The sequence below is a fragment of the Nonomuraea sp. NPDC003707 genome (assembly GCF_053587055.1).
Window position 1 is genome coordinate 161,694 of record NZ_JBSFNK010000019.1, and the last position, 21,460, is coordinate 183,153.

22 protein-coding genes and 1 tRNA gene are annotated in these 21,460 nt (G+C 68.9%); 10 read left to right on the forward strand and 13 right to left on the reverse strand.

Annotation, left to right across the window (positions count from 1 at the left end; translation table 11 throughout):
* Positions 1-18 precede the first annotated feature (18 nt).
* Complete coding sequence (gene lanKC / locus ACWDRB_RS39320) at positions 19-2,631, forward strand: class III lanthionine synthetase LanKC (protein WP_449902569.1); 2,613 nt, start codon at positions 19-21, stop codon at positions 2,629-2,631.
* A 77-nt stretch (positions 2,632-2,708) separates the two neighbouring features.
* A complete protein-coding gene (locus tag ACWDRB_RS39325) occupies positions 2,709-2,864 on the forward strand; it encodes a hypothetical protein (protein WP_449902571.1) in 156 nt (51 codons plus the stop codon).
* Positions 2,865-2,888: 24 nt separating this feature from the next.
* Here ACWDRB_RS39325 and ACWDRB_RS39330 read toward each other — a convergent pair whose 3' ends face one another.
* The 5 genes from ACWDRB_RS39330 to lxmK are packed head-to-tail and all read right to left on the reverse strand — an operon-like array spanning position 2,889 to position 6,844.
* Positions 2,889-3,782, reverse strand: coding sequence for a hypothetical protein (locus tag ACWDRB_RS39330; RefSeq protein WP_449902573.1), 894 nt, complete (start codon positions 3,780-3,782; stop codon positions 2,889-2,891).
* Positions 3,779-4,402 carry a flavoprotein gene (locus ACWDRB_RS39335; RefSeq protein ID WP_449902575.1) on the reverse strand — a complete coding sequence of 208 codons (624 nt, stop codon included), beginning with the start codon at positions 4,400-4,402 and terminating at the stop codon, positions 3,779-3,781. Before ACWDRB_RS39335 ends, ACWDRB_RS39330 begins: the two co-directional genes overlap by 4 nt.
* On the reverse strand, positions 4,386-4,760 hold the full coding sequence (locus ACWDRB_RS39340; RefSeq protein ID WP_449902577.1) for a transposase: 375 nt from the start codon (positions 4,758-4,760) through the stop codon (positions 4,386-4,388). Before ACWDRB_RS39340 ends, ACWDRB_RS39335 begins: the two co-directional genes overlap by 17 nt.
* 21 nt (positions 4,761-4,781) lie before the next feature.
* Positions 4,782-5,756 carry a T3SS effector HopA1 family protein gene (locus ACWDRB_RS39345; RefSeq protein ID WP_449902579.1) on the reverse strand — a complete coding sequence of 325 codons (975 nt, stop codon included), beginning with the start codon at positions 5,754-5,756 and terminating at the stop codon, positions 4,782-4,784.
* Positions 5,753-6,844, reverse strand: a complete 1,092-nt coding sequence (lxmK, locus tag ACWDRB_RS39350; protein WP_449902581.1) for a class V lanthionine synthetase subunit LxmK — start codon at positions 6,842-6,844, stop codon at positions 5,753-5,755. Before lxmK ends, ACWDRB_RS39345 begins: the two co-directional genes overlap by 4 nt.
* A 281-nt stretch (positions 6,845-7,125) precedes the next feature.
* Here lxmK and ACWDRB_RS39355 point away from each other — a divergent pair, with 281 nt between their 5' ends.
* Positions 7,126-8,382: a M16 family metallopeptidase gene (locus ACWDRB_RS39355; RefSeq protein ID WP_449902583.1), complete on the forward strand. Its 1,257-nt coding sequence runs from the start codon at positions 7,126-7,128 to the stop codon at positions 8,380-8,382.
* A gap of 9 nt (positions 8,383-8,391) precedes the next feature.
* Positions 8,392-9,711 (forward strand): M16 family metallopeptidase, encoded by a 1,320-nt coding sequence (locus tag ACWDRB_RS39360; RefSeq protein WP_449902585.1) that lies wholly within the window; start codon positions 8,392-8,394, stop codon positions 9,709-9,711.
* A gap of 53 nt (positions 9,712-9,764) precedes the next feature.
* On the opposite strand, the gene ACWDRB_RS39365 is transcribed toward ACWDRB_RS39360, so the two are convergent.
* The 3 genes from ACWDRB_RS39365 to ACWDRB_RS39375 form a co-directional block, all read right to left on the reverse strand.
* Entirely contained in the window at positions 9,765-9,917 is a 153-nt protein-coding gene (locus ACWDRB_RS39365) for an LxmA leader domain family RiPP (protein ID WP_449902587.1), read from the reverse strand.
* A gap of 1,086 nt (positions 9,918-11,003) precedes the next feature.
* Positions 11,004-11,077, reverse strand: a tRNA-Pro gene (locus ACWDRB_RS39370).
* 64 nt (positions 11,078-11,141) lie between these two features.
* Positions 11,142-12,005, reverse strand: coding sequence for a metallophosphoesterase (locus tag ACWDRB_RS39375; protein WP_449902663.1), 864 nt, complete (start codon positions 12,003-12,005; stop codon positions 11,142-11,144).
* 98 nt (positions 12,006-12,103) lie between these two features.
* Here ACWDRB_RS39375 and ACWDRB_RS39380 point away from each other — a divergent pair, with 98 nt between their 5' ends.
* The gene (locus tag ACWDRB_RS39380) at positions 12,104-12,559 is read left to right on the forward strand and encodes a GatB/YqeY domain-containing protein (protein ID WP_350732699.1); all 456 of its coding nucleotides are present in this window, start codon (positions 12,104-12,106) and stop codon (positions 12,557-12,559) included.
* A 233-nt stretch (positions 12,560-12,792) separates the two neighbouring features.
* Here ACWDRB_RS39380 and ACWDRB_RS39385 read toward each other — a convergent pair whose 3' ends face one another.
* Complete coding sequence (locus ACWDRB_RS39385; protein WP_449902590.1) at positions 12,793-15,039, reverse strand: transglycosylase domain-containing protein; 2,247 nt, start codon at positions 15,037-15,039, stop codon at positions 12,793-12,795.
* Positions 15,040-15,282: 243 nt separating this feature from the next.
* On the opposite strand from ACWDRB_RS39385, the gene ACWDRB_RS39390 reads away from it, so the two are divergent.
* Positions 15,283-15,579 (forward strand): WhiB family transcriptional regulator, encoded by a 297-nt coding sequence (locus tag ACWDRB_RS39390; protein WP_090771382.1) that lies wholly within the window; start codon positions 15,283-15,285, stop codon positions 15,577-15,579.
* Positions 15,580-15,630: 51 nt separating this feature from the next.
* On the opposite strand, the gene ACWDRB_RS39395 is transcribed toward ACWDRB_RS39390, so the two are convergent.
* A complete protein-coding gene (locus tag ACWDRB_RS39395) occupies positions 15,631-16,758 on the reverse strand; it encodes an ArsA family ATPase (protein ID WP_363976962.1) in 1,128 nt (375 codons plus the stop codon).
* Entirely contained in the window at positions 16,755-17,756 is a 1,002-nt protein-coding gene (locus ACWDRB_RS39400) for an ArsA-related P-loop ATPase (protein ID WP_449902593.1), read from the reverse strand. Before ACWDRB_RS39400 ends, ACWDRB_RS39395 begins: the two co-directional genes overlap by 4 nt.
* Positions 17,757-17,905: 149 nt before the next feature.
* On the opposite strand from ACWDRB_RS39400, the gene ACWDRB_RS39405 reads away from it, so the two are divergent.
* From ACWDRB_RS39405 to ACWDRB_RS39420, 4 genes are read left to right on the forward strand one after another with little or no spacing between them, the layout of a single operon-like run.
* Positions 17,906-18,061, forward strand: coding sequence for a hypothetical protein (locus ACWDRB_RS39405; RefSeq protein ID WP_211370275.1), 156 nt, complete (start codon positions 17,906-17,908; stop codon positions 18,059-18,061).
* Entirely contained in the window at positions 18,058-18,516 is a 459-nt protein-coding gene (locus tag ACWDRB_RS39410; RefSeq protein ID WP_355202730.1) for a RidA family protein, read from the forward strand. Before ACWDRB_RS39405 ends, ACWDRB_RS39410 begins: the two co-directional genes overlap by 4 nt.
* 6 nt (positions 18,517-18,522) lie before the next feature.
* Positions 18,523-19,341: an NUDIX hydrolase gene (locus tag ACWDRB_RS39415; RefSeq protein WP_449902596.1), complete on the forward strand. Its 819-nt coding sequence runs from the start codon at positions 18,523-18,525 to the stop codon at positions 19,339-19,341.
* Entirely contained in the window at positions 19,338-20,126 is a 789-nt protein-coding gene (locus ACWDRB_RS39420) for an MBL fold metallo-hydrolase (protein WP_449902598.1), read from the forward strand. Before ACWDRB_RS39415 ends, ACWDRB_RS39420 begins: the two co-directional genes overlap by 4 nt.
* On the opposite strand, the gene ACWDRB_RS39425 is transcribed toward ACWDRB_RS39420, so the two are convergent.
* Both ACWDRB_RS39425 and ACWDRB_RS39430 read right to left on the reverse strand, forming a co-directional pair.
* On the reverse strand, positions 20,108-20,788 hold the full coding sequence (locus tag ACWDRB_RS39425) for a Crp/Fnr family transcriptional regulator (protein ID WP_185069893.1): 681 nt from the start codon (positions 20,786-20,788) through the stop codon (positions 20,108-20,110). The genes ACWDRB_RS39420 and ACWDRB_RS39425 overlap by 19 nt on opposite strands.
* A 167-nt stretch (positions 20,789-20,955) precedes the next feature.
* Positions 20,956-21,396: a hypothetical protein gene (locus tag ACWDRB_RS39430; RefSeq protein ID WP_350732713.1), complete on the reverse strand. Its 441-nt coding sequence runs from the start codon at positions 21,394-21,396 to the stop codon at positions 20,956-20,958.
* Positions 21,397-21,460: the final 64 nt, after the last annotated feature.

A 21,460-nucleotide genomic window follows, 5' to 3' on the forward strand; every position in this document is an offset into this window, starting at 1 on the left:
ATCATAGGAGGGAGCGGAATGGAGATTCCGTCCGAAGCCGAGTACGAATTGTTCTGCCTGGCCGATCCGGATTTCTATGAGCAGCCCGACTTCGGTGTCTCGGAAGAGCGCCTGTTCCCAGCCGTACGCGAGGCCGCTACTCCGGCAGGCTGGCGGCGGAGGTTGACGGCGGGCTGGGTGAATTACCAGCCTCCAGGAGTTCGTATCCCTACCCAGGGCTGGAAGATCCACGTCTCGGCGGCGATCGGACAGGCGGAAGAGGTGGTGCAGAAAGTCTTCGACTATTGTGTTGGCCGCGTCACGACATTCAAGCTGGTTCCCGGCAGCCGGGAGCACCACCGGCGTAACGCGAAATACGCGGATCGGGCGGGCAGCGGCAAGCTCGCCACGATCTATCCACGGGATGAGCGACAGTTGGAGACGCTCGTCCGCGAATTGGGGGACCTGCTCCGCGGCGTCTCCGGCCCCTATATATTGAGCGATCTCCGCTGGATGGACGGGCCGGTATACGTCCGCTACGGAGCCTTCCAGGCGCGCACGGTCGCGACAGCCGACGGACGCGAAGTGCTGGCCGTCGAGGACGCCGACGGCAATCTCGTACCTGACGCGCGGGGACCGGTGTTCTCAGTGCCGGAATGGATATCGATGCCCGAGTTCCTGCGACCGCACCTGGCGCGTCGTAATGCCACTCACATCGACGACCTGCCAGTCGAGTTCGTCGGTGCCCTGCACTATTCCAACGGCGGTGGAGTGTACGAGGGCCGGGAGAAGGACACCGGTGCCAAGGTGGTCATCAAAGAGGCACGGCCCCACGCCGGCCTGGACGGCGCTCGGCGGGATGCGGTGACCCGGCTGCGGCGGGAGCGAGATTTCCTGGAACGTCTGCGCGGGCTTCCGGGAGTGCCCGCGTTGATGGGATATCACAGCGTGGCCGACTACGAGTTCCTGGTCGAGGAGTTCATCGAAGGGCTTCCGCTCTACAAGGCTTGCGCTATTCGCAACCCGCTGCTGTCGACGGTCTCGGTGGGACGCCGGGAGGTGGACGAATATCGACGGTGGGCGATGGCACTGTGGCAATCCGTCGCCGATGCCGTCCGGCTCATGCATGATCGCGGCGTGGTGTTCGGGGATCTGCACATGAGCAATGTCCTCTACTCCGCTGAGCGTGAGCAGGTCTACTTGATCGACTTCGAGGGCGGCTGGTTCGTCGCTGAGGATGGCCGGCAGTTGATGGCCAGCACCGGCTTCGCGGCACCGCCGCGCTGCACCGGAACGGAGGTGGACGAGTACGCGCTCGCCGCCCTCAAACTCGCCGTCTTCGCCCCGTTGACCGCGACGATCCCCATGAACAGGGGGAAGGCCGCACACCTCGCCCGGGTCATCGGCGACCGGTTCGGCGTGCCGGAGAAATGGCTCGCGGGCGCAGTCGCGGTCTTGGGTGAAGGAGCGCGGCCTTGGGCGCCGATCGTCCATGTCGTGAGCGATCCGGGCGCCAAGAGGTGGCCGGCTGTCAGAGCGTCGATCGCCGCCGGGATCCGGGCCAGTGCCACCCCGGAACGGAACGACCGACTCTTCCCCGGAGATATCGCACAGTTCACCGAGTCGGGAGCAGAACTGAGCATGGCATACGGCGCGGCCGGCGTGCTGTGGGCCCTGCGGAGGACGGGCGAGAACGACGTCGAGGGCGGGGAACGCTGGTTGCTCGACCGAATGCAGGACCGCCGCGACATTCCACCCGGCTTCTACAACGGCCGGCACGGAATCGCCTACGCGTTATGGGATCTGGGCCGACGCGAAGCCGCGCTGGAAACACTGAACGGACTGCTCGAGCACGAGGCGAACAAAGCAGATGTCAGCCTGTTCAGTGGACTTTCCGGAATGGGGTTGAACTGGCTTCATTTCGCCCGGGAGTCCGGCGAGGACCGCTATCTAGGACGGGCATTGCGGATCGCGGACTCGATTCGGGACCGGCTCGAGCAGGTGACCGATATCCCCGAGACCAGCGGCGGCGGCCAGCCCTACGCCGGTTTGATGCACGGCTCCTCGGGACCGGCTCTGTTCCTTACGGCGGCTTTCGAGGAAACCGGTGACATACGCTATCTCGACGCGGCCGAGACCGCCCTGCGTCAGGACTTGCGGCGTTGCATCCGGGACGAGGAGGGCACGCTGCAGGTCAACGAGGGATTTCGTCGCATGCCCTATCTGGCCGGGGGAAGCGCCGGCATCGGGATCGTGCTGGACCGGTATCTCGCCTGCCGTCCCGACTCGGAACTCGAAGCGGACCTGGCGGCGATCCTGCAGGCGACGAGGTCATCGTTGTACCTCTTATCGGGATTGTTCCATGGCACCGCCGGCATGGTGCTGTGCAACGCCAGTCACGGCTCCGGCGACGCGCAAGTCGTGGCGGAACAGGTGGCCGGGCTCGACTGGCAGGTCCTCGATTGGCGCGGTCACATCGCTTTTCCCGGATCGCACTCGTTGCGGCTGTCGATGGACCTGGCGACCGGCAGCGCCGGCGTCCTGTTGGCGTTGGCCGCCGCCCAGGCGGCGACAACGGAGCCGAAGCGACGCCTGTCATTGCCGTTCCTGCTCCCAGCGACAGAACGGGAGGTGAGAAGAACATCGCTGTGACAGAGCTACGTGATTGACGACCAATACGACCGTGGTGGCCGCGTCAGGCCGCCACTCATCTTCAGGAGATGGTCCACATGTCGGTGTACGACCTTCAGAGCCTGGGCAACGCGCTCAGCGGGCCGGCGAACCAAGTGTCGATTTCGATCTCGAGCAACTTCAGCGCCGGCTGCTGCAATCCGTCGAACATCTCAAGCTGCGTCTCGATCGGCTGCTACCACAGCGCCGCCTGATTTCTGCCATCTCCTGGCCGGCCCTCATCCGTCCTGATCGTCAATGAGCCCGGCCAGGAGATCGAGGTAGACCAAGAGTTGGTCCTGCCAGCCCACGAACGCGGCGAAGTCGTGTACGTGAGTGAAGACCCGTTGGGTGGCGACCCGCCCGAGAGCCGCCGGGTCGAGACCAGGGCCGTAGCCGTCCAGCACGGCCAACGTCCCGGCGGTGGCCCGGTCGGACATCCAGGCCAGAGCCGGTATGGCCGTGCCCAGGGCGCGCAGTTCGGCCAGGTCGCCCAGCAGCCAGCCGACATCCAGCTCGGCCGGTCCGCGGGCCAGCTCCTCGCCCGACAACAGCACGCCCGCGTCGAGGTCCCGGCCGAGCACGATGCCGCCCAGGCCAGGCGCCCCGTGGAGGAAACGGTCAGCGGAGCCGTTCGTCCTGTTCCACCTCCGCACACGCTCCCAGCGCCGGTCACCCAGGCGCCGCAGTGCCGCCTCGCGGAGCCGCGCGGCCCCCGCCGGTCCCGGGCCGCCCGCCATCCAGGTGGCCAGCCTGGACAGGCCGGACGGCGGCTCGGCGGTCGGTTCCGGCGTCAGCGCGTCGTGCACCGCACGCAGCGCCCGGCCGGTGTTGCGCAGTATCCCGTACAGGTGCTCCCACACAGCCGGGCTCTCCTGGGTCAGGGCGATGTCGGCGACCAGCCGTGCTCCTGGCGCGCGGTAGCGGCGGACCGGGGTGTCGCTCTCCGGCAAGCACCAGGCGACCGCCCCGGTCGGGACCGCCGCAATGGCCTCGGCGATTCGCGGGGGCACTGCGCGGAAGGGCTCGTCCCGGTCCGGCCCGGCGCGGCGGACCCACAGGTACGCCCCGCCGTCCCGATGGATCTCGGTCTCCAGGTATCCGGTCGCGAAGCGGGCGACCAGGCCGGTCATGAGGCCGACCCCGCCGCCTGCCCGGCCAGGTCCAGAGGGGAGCCGAGCGCGGCCAGGACCTCCGGCAGAGGCGCCGCCACGGTGGCGTCCTGAGTCCTGCTGGTCACGCTGTACCCAGGTATCGGCGGCACTACGACGACGTTACCGCGTTCGGCGAGCGCGTCGCGGTGACGGCGGTAGACGGCCGAGGTGACCCCACCCGGCGGCAGCGCCGGCGCCACCGCGATCGGCGTGTCGGTGCACTGCAGCGCCAGGAGCACCGGGGTGTCGGCGATGCCCAGCGCCAGCCGGGAGACGAAATGCATGCTCGCCGGATGTACGACGATCGCCTCCGGCCAGCGGGCCAGCTCCACGTGGGGCGCACGAGGCTCGGGCTGGTCGGACCAGACATCGAGAGAGATGTCCCGGCTGTTCAGCGCAGCCAGCGCGGCACGGGAGACGAACCGCTCCGCGCTCCGGGTGATGATCGTCCTCACCTCTGTGCCAGGGCAGGCCATGCGGAGCCAGTTGAGCCAGTAGGGCATGAACGCCACGCAGAGGCAGCCCGTCCCGACGTAGAGCAGTCGCGTGATTTCGAAGCCGGGCGGGGGCGGGACCAGCCTGTCATGGGAATCGCTCATCGAGAACTTCTTTCTTGTAGGGGTCTGCGCTGAAGCCGTCCGCTTCTGGGGCGAGCGCGCCTCTGCCGTGAAGGACCAGCTTCCGCCAGGTGTTCAGCTCCAGGTACGTCTCGCCGAGCGCCGTCTTCAGCCGGTTGACCTCGGCCAGAAGGTCCGCCTCCCGCTCGGTGTGGCGGTTGGCCGCGCCGGCCCGCAGGCCCATGCGGCCGCCTTCGATGAACTGCTTGCGCCAATTGAGAATGGACTGCTCGGACACGTCGGCACGCCTGGCGGCCTCGGCGACCGTCCACTCGCCCGCCAGAACCCCCAGGACGAGGGTCAATTTGTCACTGACCGGCAGAGCCGGGGGACGTGGCATGGCAGCCTCCCTTCCACGAGATCACAGGCCGAATCCGGGCAGAGGAGGAGAGGTGAGGTCGCGGCCGGGCCGCACCGGGTCCACGCCGGCGGCGGTGAGCGCGTCGGCGAGCGCCGACTCGCGCGTGCGATCGTCCCCGCGCATTGCATGGGCGACCAGGGCTTCGGCCACGATCCATGCGCGGTGCTGGCCGAAGCTCAGCCCCTTCATGCCGGGACGGCGATCCTTTGGATCCCACGCCAGTCCCACTCCGCGCGCCACGGGATGCGCGAAGGCCGACGTCGTCGCGCCGACTCCGGCCGTTCGCCGACTGGCCTCCATCACGTGGGAGGCCGCGTGCCAGTTGTCCGGGCCGAGGTACACGACCAGGGCGTCATTCCTGGGGAACATCTGCCGCGTCGAGCCGACTTTGGCACGGTACGGCACGCTCGCCGCCTCCAGACGGCGCAACACCCCCCGCCAGACTCGCGGGGCTGCCTCCGGCTCGGTGATATGGACGTACACGCGCAGGATCGGCCGCCCGGAGATCCCGCCGGCCGAGCCGTCGGCCAGGAAGAACCCCGGAGACAGCGACTGCCGGGCGGCAGGCAGGCGCAGCGGCAGCTCACTTCGGGAGGTCTCGCTTCTGGCGGTCTCGTTGAGGACGGCCTCGCCGTACGCAGCGGAGTCCACCCTGACCCGCAGCCCGTCGATCATCACGATGGCCGACACGCCGCGGCCGGCCTCCACCAGGCGGGCGCGTACCGGAGTGGTGTCGTGTGGGAGCGCTGCGGCCAGTTGTTTCTCGAACGCGGGATCGCGTCCGGTCCGTGGAAGGCTCGTGTTCCCGCCTGAGTGGGCGCGGTCGTAGAGTGCGGAGGCGAGCAATCGGCGCAGCTCGACCGCGGAACCCGCCTCCAGGCGCCACTCGCCGACGGCGGCGCCGAGCCCGCCGGGCGCGACACTAATATCTTTCAGGGCTTCGACGAGCGCCGGGGAGAGGCGAAGCACGGTCATGGCGCGTCCAATCCCAGGACGGAGACGAAGGACTCCGGCTCAAGTAGGGCGTTCCTGCCGATGCCCGCACCGGCCCGGTCCAGCGCCGAGAGCCTGACCGCCTGCCCGGCGCGGGCCAGCGCCCGGTCCAGCAGATGCCACCCGGCGAACCGCACGGCCCGGACGGCCAGCCCGTCGTCGGCGTCGGGGCAGGCCAGCCGATACGCCTCCCAGAACGCCCGGATGTTGGGACGCAGCTGTTCGAGCTTGCGCACGCCGCGGTCCACCACCTTCTCGTGGGTCAGCGGATCGGTGAGCTCGCCCCCGGGGTCGGGAATGCCGAGAACGGCGCGGTACAGCCATTCCCCGGCGAAACCACCGATGTCTCGCGCCGGATCGGCCAGCCGGAACTCCTCCCAATCGGTGAGATACAGCACGCCGTCGCTACGGAGGAACTGATCCAGGCGCAGATCGCAGTGGCAGAACGTGTGTGGCGCCGTCGCCTCAGCCCGCCGTAGCTCGCGCAGCGCCTCGGCCAGGGCCTCGTCGGCCTGCATCATGCGCCACAACTCCAGCTCGGCTCCGGTCAGCGCCTGGAACACGGGCTGTGGCAGCGCATCCAGGAAGGACACCACCGGCGAGGGTGGCGGCGAGGCGTCCACCCACCCGGGCGCCACCTCGGGATGGCAGGCATGCACCATGCCCACCAGCCGCCCGGCCTGCCGCGACAACTCCGCGCCGAACGCGTCCTCGCCAGCCAGCTCCGCCCCGGAGGAGCCGTCGGCCAGCAACTCGAACACCACCAGCCGGGACTCGATGTCGTGGCCGAACAGCCTGGGCATGCGGACATCGGCCAGCTCGGGCCGCGCGGACAGTGCGCCGAACGTCAGGATCCGCCGGAACTGCGGCAACCACGCGTCAGAGCCGTCGCCGACACGCTTGACGAAGACGCGGGTGCCGTCACCTGTGGTGCCGGTCCATGCGTCGTTCCTGCCGGCAGGGGCTGTGCCGCCGTCGTCGTCGAACCGCCCGAGCCCCAGCCGCCGTACGAGTCTGTCAATCTCCGGCGGCGCGGCGGATGCGAGGTCATGAGTCGCTGCACCGGTCACAGGGCCACTCCAATCAAAGGCAGAGGGGCAGGACGGGAATTCTGTGGGGAACCTTTTTTTCCATGTCCGCGTTCTCCCGTCAACCGCGGTTCTTGACAGCGCCGGCGATGGCATGATGCCGTACTGTTCGGTGGAGGCGGCACCGGCAATTAGCGAATGCATGATTGTCTTGCCGGCGGGACAATCCACGGCGGCAGGCCGTCCCTTCACCCGGTTCGTCATCAAGGAAATGCGTCGTGATTTATCCACTCCATCGCATAACACTGCCCAACGGTTTACGTGTGGTCCTTCAACCCATTCCCGACCGGCCCGTCGTAGGGGTAGGAGTGCACTATGACGTCGGCTTCCGCTCCGAACCCCCTTGCCGGTCGGGCTTCGCTCACCTGTTCGAGCACCTCATGTTCCAGGGCAGCAGGAACGTCGCCAGGCTGGAGCACTTCCGGCACATCGAGACGGCGGGCGGCCGGGCCAACGGCTCGACCCACCAGGACTACACCGACTACTACCAGGTGGTTCCGTCGTCGGCGCTGGAGCTGGCGCTGTTCCTCGAATCCGACCGGATGCTGGTCCCCGAGTTCACCCGCGAGACCCTTGCCACCCAGATCAAGGTGGTCATGGAGGAGATACGGCTCAACGTCGCCAACCGCCCCTACGGCGGATTCCCCTGGACGGTGCTCCCCGGCGTGCTCTTCTCCAACTACGCCAACGCGCACAACGGCTACGGCGCCCCCCAAGACCTGGAATCGGCTACGGTGGCCGACTGCGAGTCGTTCTTCGACACCTACTACACCCCCAGCAATGCCGTCCTGACCATCGCCGGCGGCTTCGATCAGGACACCGCCGCCGACTGGGTGCATCGCTGGTTCGGTGACGTGCCCGCCAGGCCCGTGCCGCCGCCTCCCGCGCTCGCCGAGGCGTACCCGACCGCTGAACGGTACGGCGAGCATCACGACGCCCACGCGCCCCTGCCCGCACTGGCCGTCGGCTATCGGCTGCCCGACCCCGCCCAGGCCCCGCACGAGTACCTGGCGCACATGGTGCTCAGCTCGATCCTGACCGGCAGCGACGGCGCGAGGCTCGTTCGCAGGCTGGTGCACGAGGACCGGCTCACCATCGACGCGCGGACCGGCTGCGGGCTCTTCGGAGCGTTCCAGGCGCGTGACCCCGACGTGTTCCTGATGGTGAGCACGCATCCGCGGAGCACCGCGCCGGAGGACGTGCTCGGCGTCCTGGACGACGAACTCGACGACCTAGCGTGGCGTGGACCCGAGGAGGCCGAACTGGCCTACGCTACCGCGCGCCTCCGCGCCTGGACCTACCGCGCCTACGACGACCTGGCCGCCAGGACCCGCGATCTGGGCGCCTTCGAGGTGCTGTACGGCCGTGCTGAGCTGGTCGACGACCTACCCGCCCTCGTGGCGTCGGTGACCGCCGAGCAGGTACGGCAGGCGGCCGCCGCACTCCACTCGGCCTCCCGGGCCATCCTTCCCCTGACCCCGGCCCCGGCCTTGGCTGAGGCGCTGCCCGTGACCGCATAGAGGAGTCCCATGGTCACCCCTGCCGGGCGGACCCCGCCCGCCCGCCGCGCCCCCCGGTCGGGCCCCGAGCGCGAGCTGCGCATGCCGGACATCACCGACGTCGTGCTGGCCAACGGGCTGCGTATGCTCGCCGTGCGAGCGCCGTCGGTCCCCTTGGTCGAGATCCGCCTGCGCGTCCCTCTACCTGGGACGACGCCCGAGCCGGACGCCGCTACACGGATCCTCTCCTCGCTGATCCTGCGCCGCTCCATGAGCCGCGCTCCTGAGGCGGTCGCCGATGTCCTGGGCAGGGCAGGCGCGAGCCTCCAATCCGCCGGCGACGAGCGCTGGCTCGGGGTCTCCGGCACCGCCGCCGCGCCTATGACGCACGCTGTTCTGGAGGTGCTCTTCGATCTCCTGACCAGCCCGGACTACCGCGATGACGAGGTCGCGTCGGAGCGGCGGCGCGCCGTCGGGAAGGCCGCCATCGAACTGGGCCACCCGCAGGTGCTCGCCCGCCAGGCCCTGCGCAAGCACCTTCACGGGGACTCCGTCCGGCTGGTGCCGAGCGGCGAGGCGTTGTCTGCCGTCACCGCCACGCAGGTGCGCGAGCTGCACGAGCGCGCGGTCCAGCCCCGAGGCGCGCTGCTGGTCCTGGTCGGCGACCTCGACGGCGGCCGCCTGGCCGGGGAACTGCGGGACCTGGCCTCCGCCTGGCGCCCGGCCGCCGTCGCACCGCGCCGCGGGTACCGCCCACCGCTAGTCGGCTCCGGGATCGAGTTGGTCGACCGGCCCGGCGCCGTCCAGTCACAGATCGTCCTGGCCGCGCCCGCGCCCGCCAGGACCGACCCCCGCTTCCCGGCGCTCGAGGTGGCCAACGCCCTCGTCGGCGGCTACTTCTCGGCCAGGCTCGTAGGCCGCCTGCGTGAGGAACTGGGGCTGGCCTACCGCCTGAACTCCCGCTTCGAGGAGTTTCACGACGACGTGTCGGCGCTCATAGAGGTCGGCACCGCGACAGAAGCCACCTCGACCACCCTTGGCGAACTACACGTGGAGCTGGCGCGCCTGGCCGAAGGTGACCTCACCTCGGCCGAAATCGACGGGGCCCGCCGGCACATGGTCGGCATGACCGACATCGGCCTCAGCTCGCAGGCCGCCCTGGCCACCGCCCTGTCAAACGCAGTCGGGTTCGGTCACGAGCCGCACTGGCTCGTCTCCTACCCCCGGGCGCTACGCGAGGTCACCGCCGCCGACGTATGCGCGGCCGTGGCGGACTTCTATCAGCCGCCCCAGTTCACCGGGGTGGTGGTCGGCGACGGCGCACGCCTTTCCGGCATTCTCGACGCCTGAGAAGAGACATGTGGGCACGGGCGCGGGTGCGCCCGCGCCCACATGTCACGGAATCAGCATCCGATGATGATGGTCGTGGCAATGGTCAGACATACGGGAGTCGTCGTCCCCGACGTCGCCGGAGCCTGGCCCTCGACCATTGGGCCGATCTCCTGGGCATCGGTGTACGCGGTGTACCCGGCGATGAGCCGATCTGCATTCTCCATGGGTGCCTTCCATTTTCGGCGATACCGACTTGGGAGAGAGTCAAACACGTTTCTCCTGAGAAAACTTATGCAAACTTGGCCGGCCAGGCCAGAGTTATGTGTTGACCGGCAAGAGAACGCAGCTCAGGAACTCATTATTGCGCGCGAGGCCGGACCGGAAGAAAATTAACTCGAGGCTCTTCCATAGCCCCAGATGTCCCGGTCGGAACCCGGTTTTGTGCTGTGGGAGCTGGGGATATCGCAAACGGGCGCATTTCGCCCTAGGCGCCCGGCCGCCGATCGCTCGCTGATGTGCCCGGTCCGTGCCGAGCAGTAGGTGACCAGCAGGGCGGCGCTGCAGTACGGGGATCGAAAGAGCCACTATGGGCCTTGAGCTCAAGGCGTATCGACGATTCGCTTCGCGAAGTCCACCACGCGTCGCCACTCGCCGATTTCTTCCTCGCTCGGCCTACTGATGGTCACGGCGCGCTCGGCAGTCAGACGTTCCATGAGGTGCGTCGCCGCCTCGCGTCTTTTGCCGGTCGTGGCGACTGTGGCGTATGGAGCCGATCGTTTGGTTGGTATCGCGGTTGCCGGCGACTCCAAGCTCGTGGGTGTGCCTGATTGCCGAAGCGGCCCCGCTCTGGCTGCCTTCTGCTTTCCGGTGTCGCCTGTCTCGGGTGTTCGGTTGGGGTGATCGGGGTGGTGCCCGTGCTCCAGACAGAAGCGGCCCACCTCATTGATCAAAGCTCTCCATGTTTCGCCGCGCTTTGAGATCTCGACAAGCCCTCGGTCTCGAAGCGCGTGTGCTGAGCGTCGTTCTAGGAGGGCGAACTGCCGGGGACTGGGAGGGTCCCAACGGTGCATGACGTCAGCGCACACCGGCAGTGAAACGAAGGCAACCTTTTGTGTTGCAATCAACACAAAGAGTCATGCCTGAGTGAACCGCCGCCCGATGAGCTGTGGCCCGAGTCAGGTGATCATGGTGCCCAGGAGAACTCGTTCGAACCCGCCAGTGACCTCTGGCGCCGTTCAGGCCGACGGTCAAACGATCAATGGCCTGACCACTGTCTCCAGTGATCAGGCCATTGACCTGTAACTACCCGGTCGGGGTGGCGGGATTTGAACCCACGACCTCTTCGTCCCGAACGAAGCGCGCTGCCAAGCTGCGCTACACCCCGGTGCACGCCGGTCTTGCGCGTGCTTGGAAAAGTCTAGCGGACTCCCGAGGTACTTGTGACCGCCTCAACGCCGAGGAACAAGGGTAAGCAGTGACGCCTCCGGGAAGCAGGCGAAGCGGGCGGGGGCGTAAGGGGAGGTGCCGAGGCCGGCCGAGACGTGGAGCCAGGCGCTGTCGTGGCGGCTCAGACCCTTCACGCGGGCCCGGTCGATGCCGCAGTTGGTCACCAGGGCGCCGTAGAACGGGATGCAGAGCTGGCCGCCGTGGGTGTGGCCGGCCAGCAGGAACTGGTAGCCGTCCGCGGCGAAGCGGGTCATGTTGCGGGGCTCGGGGGAGTGCATGACCCCCAGCCGGAGGTCGGCGTCGGCGGGGGCCGGGCCAGCGACGAGGTCGTAGCGGTCACGGTTGATGTGGGAGTCGTGGATGCCCGCCACCGCCACGTCGAGGTCGCCCACCTTGATGCGGGCTGTGGTGTTGTTCATGTCGAGCCAGCCCTCGGCCGCCATGCCGGCCCCCAACTCCTCCCAGGGCAGGGAGGGCACGTGCTGGCGGCGGTCGTTCTTGGAGGTGCGCCAGAGGTAGCGGGCCGGGTTTTTGGGCTTGGGCGCGTACAGGTCGTTGGAGCCGTAGACGAACAGGCCCGGGCGGGACAGCAGGGGCTCCAGGGCGTGCAGGAGCGAGGGGACGGCGTCCAGGTGCGCGATCGAGTCGCCGGTGTTGACCACCAGGTCCGGCTTCAGCGAGCCCAGGGAGCGGACCCAGTTGATCAGCATCGTCCGGCGCGGCGTCAGGTGCAGGTCCGACAGGTGGAGAATGCGTACGGGACGCTGACCGCGCTCCAGCACCGGCACGTCGAAGCGGCGCAGGCGGAACCAGTTGCGCTCCACCACAGAGGCGTAACCCAGCCCGGCCAGGCCGAGACCGAGCATGGACAATGGCACTGCGACGGCTTTCCTCACCTACTCATGATGCCCGACATCGGGTGCGCGGCGTCCGGACAGTCCGCGCAGACGGCAAGATGGAGCGCATGAGCGCATTGAAGGACAAGCTGAAGGCCGATCTGACGGCCTCGCTTAAGAGCCGGGACGAGCTGCGTCTCCGGACGATTCGGATGGCACTGGCCGCGGTGAACGTCGAGGAGGTCTCCGGCAAGGAGGCCAGGCAGCTGACCGACGACGAGGTCATCAAGGTGCTGACCAAGGAGGCCAAGAAGCGCAAGGAGGCCGCCGAGGCGTTCGGCAACGCGGGGCGGGCCGAGCAGGCGCAGGCCGAGCTGGACGAGCAGGCGGTGCTGGAGGAGTACCTGCCGGCGCAGCTCAGCGACGAGGAGCTGGGCGCCATCGTCGACGCCGCCATCGCGGAGACGGGCGCCGCCGGGCCGCAGGCCATGGGGCAGGTCATGAAGGCGGTCAACCCGAAGATCGCCGGGCGGGCCGAGGGTGGCCGCGTGGCCGCCATCGTCCGCGCCCGACTGGCGGGGTAGAGCAGCCTCCCGGGTGTTCCATCGCCCGCTGCCGGGCGTGGCGCCCCAGAGGGCCCAGGGCTTGGGTTGGCGGCTTGCGTGGGGTCCTGGAGGCCCCTCGGACTGCTGGGCCCTCAGAAAGGCCTGTAGGCGGTCTCAGCGGGCCGGGAGGCGGGTCCCCGCCGCACGGGTAGGCGGCGGGGCCCGGAGCGAGCCTCACGCCCGTCACACGGCGGGGACCCGAAGTGGTGGAGTCAGCGGCCGCGGCCGTTGCCCGGGCCGCCGTCGTCGCGACCGTTACCGGGCCCGTCCCCACGGTCCCCGTTCGGCGGGTCGAAGATGTCGAACGGGTCGCCGTCCCCGGTGGGCGGCCCTTCCTCGTCCTTGTCCTTCTTCTCGGGCTTCTTCGGCGCGCAGTTCTCCGTGCACCCGCCGAACCGCGACTGGTCCACCGGCGTGAACTCCGCGGCCTCGACCCCCTTCAGGGCGGTCAGCATCGCGTCCTTCCAGATCCGCCCGGAGATGGAGGCCCCGTACACGTACGAGTAGTAGCGGCCCCCGATCGTGACCCCGATCAGCTCGTTGCCCCTGGTGCCGCGCGGGTCGCCCAGGCTGACGGCCGACGACATGTTGGGGGTGTAACCGGCGAACCAGGCCGACGCGTAGTTGTCGGTCGTGCCGGTCTTGCCGGCCGCGTCGCGCCCGATGCCGCCCACCTCCGTCATCGTGCCCTTGGTGAACACGCCGGACAGGATGCCGCTGACCGCGTCGGCGACCTCCTCCTCCAGGACCTGGGAGCACTTCGGCTTGTACTGCTTCGCCTTGCCGTTCCTGTCCTTGATCTCCGTGATCGCCAGCGGCTTGCAGTACTGCCCGCGCGAGGCGAAGACGGCGTAGGAACTGGCGATCGTCACGGGGTCGACCTCGTTGACCCCCAGCGTGAACGTCTCCACCTCCGACAGCTTCTGCCCGTCGGCCCGCTTGACCCCGAGCTTCTTGGCCATCTTGACCACGCTGCAGAGCCCGACCTTCTCCTCGAGCTTGAGGAAGAACGTGTTGACCGAGCCCCAGGTGCCGGTCTGCAGCGTCTTGAAGCCGCCGCCGCCCTCGCTGGAGTTGTGCACGGTGTGGGACGGGTCGCCGACGTTCTCGCCCTTGCAGTTCTTGAACGTGCTGTAGCCGCCGGCCTGGTAGCCCGCCGGCGCCGGGAAGCCGTCGCCGTACTTCAGACCCTCCTCCAGCGCCGTGGCCAGCGTGTAGACCTTGGCCGTCGAGCCCTGCTGGAACCCGCGACCGCCACCGTGTGCCGCGTCGGCCACGATGTTGTAGCTCATCTCGTTCTTCTTCTTGCTCCCGCCGAACTTCCGCGAGGCGGCCATGGCCTTGATCTCGCCGGTGCCGGGAACGACCATGGCCTGCGAGGCCACGGGCTTGTCCTTCTTGGAGACGTACTTCTTGATCGCCTTGTCGGCGGCGGCCTGCATCTTCGGGTCGATCGTGGTCTTGATCGTCAGGCCGCCCCGCTGGAGCAGCTTCTTGCGCTCGTCCTGGTTCTTGCCGAAGTCCTCGTTGTTGAGGATCTCGTACTGGACGTAGAGGCAGAAGTACGGATATTTGCTGGCCTCGCAGCCGCCGGGCGCCTTGATGTTCTTCCAGCCCAGCTTCTTCGCCTTGGCCTCGTCGGCCTCCTGCCGCGAGACCTTGCCGATCTCGGCCATCCGGTCGAGCACGATGTTACGCCGCTGCAGCAGCCGCGCCCGCGACTCGGGGCCGACGCTCGGGTCGGTGCGGGCGGGGTTCTGGACGGCGCCGGCCAGCGTGGCGCTCTCGACGAGGCTGAGCTCGGAGGCGGGCTTGTCGAAGAAGCGTCGGGCCGCGGCCTGGATGCCGTGGGCGCCCGCGCCGAAGTAGGCGATGTTCAGATATTTCTCGAGAATCTGGTCTTTCGAGTACTTCTTCTCGATCGCCATCGCGTTACGCAACTCGGACAGCTTGCGGGAGAGCGTCGGGGCGATGGCCGCCGCCTGCTCCTCGGGAGTCTCGGCCGCGTTGACCAGCACCTGCTTGACGTACTGCTGGGTGATCGACGAGCCGCCCTGCATCACGCCGCCGCCCGACAAATTCTTCACGAGCGCTCTGGCCGTTCCCTCAACATCGATCGGCCCGTGCTGGTAGAAACGGAAGTCCTCGATCGCGATCAGCGCCGTCTGCATGATCGGGGCGACCTGGTCAAGGCGGACAGACTGCCGGTTTTCAAAGTAGAACTGCGCGAACTGCTTGCCGTTGGCGTCCTTCAGGATGGTGCGCTCGGGAAGAGGGGGTTCGTCAAGCTCTTCGGGCTTGAGGTTGAGGCTTTCCACAGCGCTCTTCGTGGAGATCCCGGCCCCTCCGATCGCGGGCAGGGCCACGGCCGCGGCCAGCACCCCGGCGACCGATCCGGCGATGATCAGACGCAGGATGGCGAGGACGGGGTTGGAGCGATCTTTGCGCTGCGCTTGCACGCTACCAAGAGTACGTGGAAAGACTGACCGAATCGGTAGCGCGACACCATTTCACCTTGACTGATGGGGGTGACTAGTCATTCCCGGTCAAGATGGCCGCGAGAAATTGGTCCTCTGGGGTCTGTCGGCCCGAACGTGAAGTTGCGTACGTTCTCCTCTGCGGCAACTGAATACGGAGGCTCGGCGCCCGCGCCCGTCGGCCCCAAATGACGACTGACCACCTAAGGGGAGTGGGGTCGAACAATGTGGATCACGGATTGGACCTCCCGTGCCGCCTGTAAGGGTGCGGATCCGGATGCCCTGTTCGTGCAGGGCGCCGCGCAGAACAGGGCCAAGCTCATCTGCCGGGGTTGCCCGGTTCGTACTGAATGCCTCGCCGATGCTCTGGACAACCGCATCGAGTTCGGGGTGTGGGGCGGTATGACCGAGCGCGAACGGCGTGCGCTGCTTCGACGGCGGCCTGACGTGGACTCGTGGCGAGACCTGCTCGAGTCGGCCAAGGAAGAGTACGAACGAACCAACGAGCTGATCGCGGGCTGATCCAAGCCCGGCGAGCCGTAGTACGGCCGGCGCCGTCCGCCGGCCGTACTTTCATGCGCTCGCCAGCAAGTCCCCGATCTGCCGCAGACCAGTGAGATCGTGAACGTCCTCGGACATGGCGCGAACCTGCACCACGGGCACCGTGGGGTGGGCCGAGACGAAATGCTCCTGCTCGCGATGCTCGCGAGCGGTGAGCTGCATTCGCCCGGCGTGCAGCCGCAGCACGGCGGCGGTCAGCTCATGCTCGCCCCGCGCCTCCAGGTCTTCGGCGGCCGCGGCGCTACGGGCGGCCGAGAGGACCGAGGCGGGTGACATGTGCACACGGTTGACCACCAGGCCGGCCAGTGGCATGCGCTCTTCGGCGAGCCTTTCGACGAAGTACGACGCCTCCCGCATGGCGTCCCGCTCGGGCGCGGCCACCACGAGGAAGGCCGTGCCGGGGGCCTGCAGCAGCTGGTACGTCATCTCGGCCCGCTGCCTGAAGCCGCCGAAGACGGCGTCGAGCGCGGACACGAACGTCTGCAGATCCTTGATCACCTGCGCGCCGAGCAGCTTGGTCATCGCTCCGGCCATCAACCCGAACCCGGCGTTGAGGAGCCGGAAGGCGCTGCGTCCGCCGGCCTTGGCCGGTGCCGTCAGGAGCCGGATGAACCGTCCGTCGAGGAAGCGCCCGAGCCGCTCGGGCGCGTCGAGGAAGTCGAGCGCGGACCGCGACGGCGGCGTGTCCACGATGATCAGGTCCCACTCGTCCGACCGGCGCAGCTGGCCCAGCTTCTCCATGGCCATGTACTCCTGCGTGCCGGCGAAGCTGGAGGAGAGGGACTGGTAGAAGGGGTTCGACAGGATCTGGCGGGCCCGTACGGGATCGGCGTGCGCCTCGATGATCTCGTCGAACGTGCGCTTCATGTCGAGCATCATCGCGTAGAGCTGGCCGCCGCCCTCGGGCGAGCTGACCAGGCGCGGGGTGTTGTCGAGCTCGGTCAGCCCCATCGACTGGGCCAGCCGGCGCGCGGGGTCCACGGTGAGCACGACGGCACACCTGCCGCGTTCGGCGGCCCGCAGCCCGAGCGCCGCGGCGGTCGTGGTCTTGCCCACCCCGCCGGCTCCGCAGCAGACGATGATCCTGGTGCCGGGGTCGTCGAGTATCGCGTCGATGTCGAGTGCGGCGGGCTTCTTCACGCTGCTCCTTGGGTGCGCATGCTCTCTGCCAGCTCGTACAGGCCGGCCAGGTCGACGCCGTCGGCCAGCAGCGGCAGCTCGTAGCTCTTCAGCCCGGCCTCGCCCAGCGACTCGCGCTCGGCGCGCTCCAGCTCGGTGCGGTGGGCGTGCTCGGAGATCTCCTCCGCGAGCGCCTCGGCGATCGCCGAGGCCTCCGCCCCGTCGGCCACCCCGGCGGCCTTCAGCCCGAGCACGAGCTCCCCGGGGTCGAAGCGGCCCTTGACAGCTGTGTCAAGAGCGGCCTGTGGGATCAGTGATTCGCGCACCATGTTGACGAAAATTCCCCCTGCGGGGATCCCGGCCGAACGCAATTCGGTGATGCCGTCGAGCGTCTCCTGCACGGGCATCTCCTCCAGCAGCGTCACGAAGTGCACCGCCGTCTCAGGAGATTTCACGACCCCGTTGACCAGGTCGGAGTGGTTCTTGATCGGCCCGACCTTGGCCAGGCCCGCCACCTCCTGGGTGACGTTCAGGAAGCGCGTGATGCGGCCCGTGGGCGGCGCGTCGAGCACGACCGCGTCGTAGATCCTGCGGCCGTTCTTGCCCCGCCTGCGCACGGCCTCGGTCGTCTTGCCCGTGACGAGCACGTCGCGGAAGCCGGGGGCCACGGTGGTGGCGAAGTCGACGACGCCCATCTTGGTCAGCGCCCGGCCCGCGCGGCGCATCCCGTAGAACATCTCCATGTACTCGAGCATGGCCTCCTCGGGATCGACGGCCAGCGCGTACACGTCGCCGCCGGAGGGCGCCACGGCGATCTTGCGCTCCTCATAGGGCAGCGGCGGCAGGTCGAAGATCTGCGCGATGCCCTGCCTGCCCTCGACCTCGACGAGGAGCACCTTGCGACCGCCCGCGGCCAGCGCGAGCGCGAGAGCGGCGGCCACGGTCGTCTTGCCGGTGCCGCCCTTGCCGGTGACGACGTGCAGCCGCACACCGGCCCAATCCGTGTCCGGAGAGTCCACTATTCGAGGCTACCGAAGGGTCACTTGCCGGAAGCCGACGACCACCGTTTGAGATTCCTCACACCCAGACGGGAACTTAACGGCGACCACGGTCTTGAGCAGGCACAAGGCAGGCCGGCGGGCGGGTTTCTTATGAGAAGCTGACCTTCATGAAGAAATGGGAGTACCTCACCGCCCCGGTGTTGATCCACAACACCAAGATGATCCTGGACAACTTCGGCTCCGACGGCTGGGAGCTGGTCCAGATCGTTCAGGGTGCCTCGCCGGAGCAGCTCGTCGCCTACTTCAAGAGGGAGAAGCAGTGACCCCCGAGCAGAAGATCGCGGATCTCGGCCTGACGCTGCCCGAGGTGGCGGCGCCGGCGGGCGCCTACGTGCCGGCCGTGCGCACGGGCAACCTCGTCTACACCTCCGGCCAGGTGCCGTTCGTCGACGGCAAGCTGCTGCGGACCGGCAAGCTCGGGGCCGACCTGACCACCGAGGAGGGCGCGGAGCAGGCCCGCATCTGCGCGCTCAACGCGCTTGCGGCCCTGAAGGCCGAGGTCGGTGACCTGCAGAAGGTCGTACGGATCGTCAAGGTCGTGGTGTTCGTGGCCAGCGATCCGTCCTTCACCGAGCAGCCCAAGGTCGGCAACGGCGCCAGCGAGCTGCTCGCCGAGGTGCTGGGCGAGCCGGGCAGGCATGCCCGCAGCGCCGTGGGCGTGGCCGTCCTCCCGCTGGACGCGCCGGTGGAAGTGGAGCTGATCGCCGAAGTAGCCTGAGGCACTATGACCGATGTGACCGGATTGCCGCTTCCAGCCGAGCTAGCCGCGCGGGCGCGGGACCTCCTCGAGGGGCGGGTCGAGCCGGTCCCGACCCGCGACGCCGCCACCGTGGTGATCCTGCGAGGGAGCGCCTCGCCGGAGGTCTACCTGCTGCGGCGGAAGGCCACGATGGCCTTCGCGGCGGGCGCGTACGTCTTCCCCGGCGGCTCGGTGGACGCCCGCGACACCGACCAGGCCGTGGCCTGGGCCGGCCCGTCACCAGCCGAGTGGGGCACGGTCTTCAACGCGAGCGAGCAGGTCGCGCGCGGGCTGGTGTGCGCGGCCGTACGCGAGACGTTCGAGGAGTCCGGCGTGCTGCTGGCCGGTCCCGGGCCCGATTCCGTGGTCGCCGACACGACGGGCGACGACTGGGAGTCCGACCGGCTCGCGCTGATCGACAGGAGCCTGGGCTTCGCCGACTTCCTCGCCAGGCGCGGCCTGGTGCTCCGGTCCGACCTGCTCAAACCGTGGGCCCACTGGATCACCCCGGAGATCGAGCACAGGCGCTTCGACACGCGGTTCTTCGTCGCCGTGCTCCCCGAGGGCCAGCGCACCCGTGACGTCGGCGGTGAGGCCGATCAGGTGGCCTGGAAGCGCCCCGCGGAGGCGATCGAGCTGGCGCGCCGGGGGGAGATCTTCCTGATGCCGCCGACGTACCACACACTGAGCGAGCTGGCGGCCCACGACGGCATGGCGGGGATCCTGGCCGAGCCCAGGGAGATCGTGCCGATCATGCCGAAGGCCGTGGAGATCCAGGGCGAGATGCGGCTGGTGACCCGGTGAGCGGGCTGCACATCCCGATCGGGACGCCCGACGGATCCCGTACCGAGCACGCCGAGAACCTGCTCGCGCCCAACCCGTCCGCCATGACGCTCGACGGCACCAACACCTGGGTCATCGGCGGGGACGAGGTGGTGGTGATCGATCCGGGGCCGGAGGACGAGTCGCATCTGCGCCGCGTACGCGATCACCTCGGGGAGCGGCGCGTCACCGAGATCCTGCTCACCCACGGGCACTTCGACCACAGCGGCGGCGCCAGGCGCTTCGCGGAGATGGTGGGCGCCCCCGTCCGGGCGCTCGATCCGCGGCACCGGCTGGGCGAGGAGGGGCTCGACGACGGCGACGTGGTGAGCGTGGCGGGCCTGGAGATCCACGTGTACGGCACGCCGGGCCACTCGTTCGACTCGCTCTGCTTCTGGCTGCCGCAGGACCGCGCGATGCTGACCGGCGACACCGTGCTCGGCCGGGGCACCACGATCATCGCCCGCGACGGCGGCCTGGCCGACTATCTCCGCAGCCTCGACCGGCTCAGGGCGGCCGCGGAGGGCCTGGAGGCGCAGGCGCTGCTGCCCGGCCACGGCCCCGTGCTACCCGACCCGATCGCCGCGCTCGACGGCTACATCGCGCACCGGCGGCAGCGCCTCGACCAGATCAGGGCGGCGCGCGCCCAGGGCGCGCGCACGCCGCGGGAGATCGTCAAGATCGTGTACGCCGACGTCGACCGCTCGCTCTGGGCCGCCGCCGAGATGTCGGTCGTGGCCCAGCTCGACTACCTGGACCGGTTGTAGAGCCGGTCCATGTCGAGGATCACCACGGCCTTGGCCTCGATCCGCAGCCAGCCGCGCTGGGCGAAGTCGGCCAGCGCCTTGTTGACCGTCTCGCGCGAGGCGCCGACGAGCTGCGCCAGCTCCTCCTGCGTCAGGTCGTGGTGCACCCGCAGGCCGTCGTCCGTCTTGGTGCCGAACCGCTCGGCCAGGTCGAGCAGCTGCTTGGCCACGCGCCCGGGCACGTCGGTGAAGACCAGGTCGGCCAGCACGTCGTTGGTGCGGCGCAGCCGCTGGGCGAGCGCGCGCAGCAGGTGGAGCGCCACCTCGGGGCGGCCGGTCAGCCAGGGGCGCAGGTCGTCGTGGCCGAGCCCGGCCAGCCGCACGTCGGTCAGCGCCGTCGCCGAGGCCGTACGCGGTCGCGGGTCGAACAGCGACAGCTCGCCGAACATCTCGCTCGGCCCTAGCACGCTCAGCAGGTTTTCCCGTCCGTCGGGCGAGGTGCGGGACAGCTTGATCTTGCCTTCCAGCACGACGTAGAGCCGGTCGCCGGTCTCGTTCTCGTGGAAGAGCGTCTGTCCCTTGGAGAGCTGGACCTCCGTGATGCTCGTACGCAGCGCCGCGGCGCTCTCGCGGTCCAGTGCGGCGAACAGGGGGGCCTTGCCCAGCACGTCTTCGGTGTTCACTCTGCCTCCTCTGCTGCCATTGTGACTCACCCCACTCTGCGTGGCACACACAGGTTATGGGAATGCTGGAGTGTTCTGCGCTTTTCGGATGAGTCGTATCCAGGGGAAAGGTACCTGATGCCCTGGTTTCAGGGCTTATCGACCCTCCCCTGTGTCGCAGAAGAGTCTCAGGAGGCGAGCAGGCCGTCGACGGAGGCCACCGCGGCCGCCACCGACTGGCCGAGCAGCACGCGGAGCACGTCGGCCGCGCGCGGGCGGGCCGTGGGGTCGGCCTGGCGGCACTGCCGTACCGCCAGGTGCAGCGCGGGAGGCAGGACGGCGGGGTCGCCGTCCGTGCGGCCCGTGGCCGCGAAGACCACCAGGTCGGCCCAGGCCAGCACGTCGTCGGCCGCCGAGCCCGGCGTGACGCCGGGCTGCCAGCCGATCAGCACCTGGCCGTGGGCGCCGAGCGCGACGCTCTCGTGGCTGAGCCGGAGCCCCACGTTGCCGCGGGCGTGCAGCTTGGCCACCGCGGAGGCGCAGGTCAGGGCCAGGCGATGCAGCGCCTGCCCCCGCAAAGGCCCCGATGTACGCACGAAGTCCGACAGCACCGCACCCTGACCGCTCATGGCCACCGCCTCCCGTGTCGCCCCCTTGTACGCGAGCAGGGCCGTCCTGGGTTCAACGGTTCGC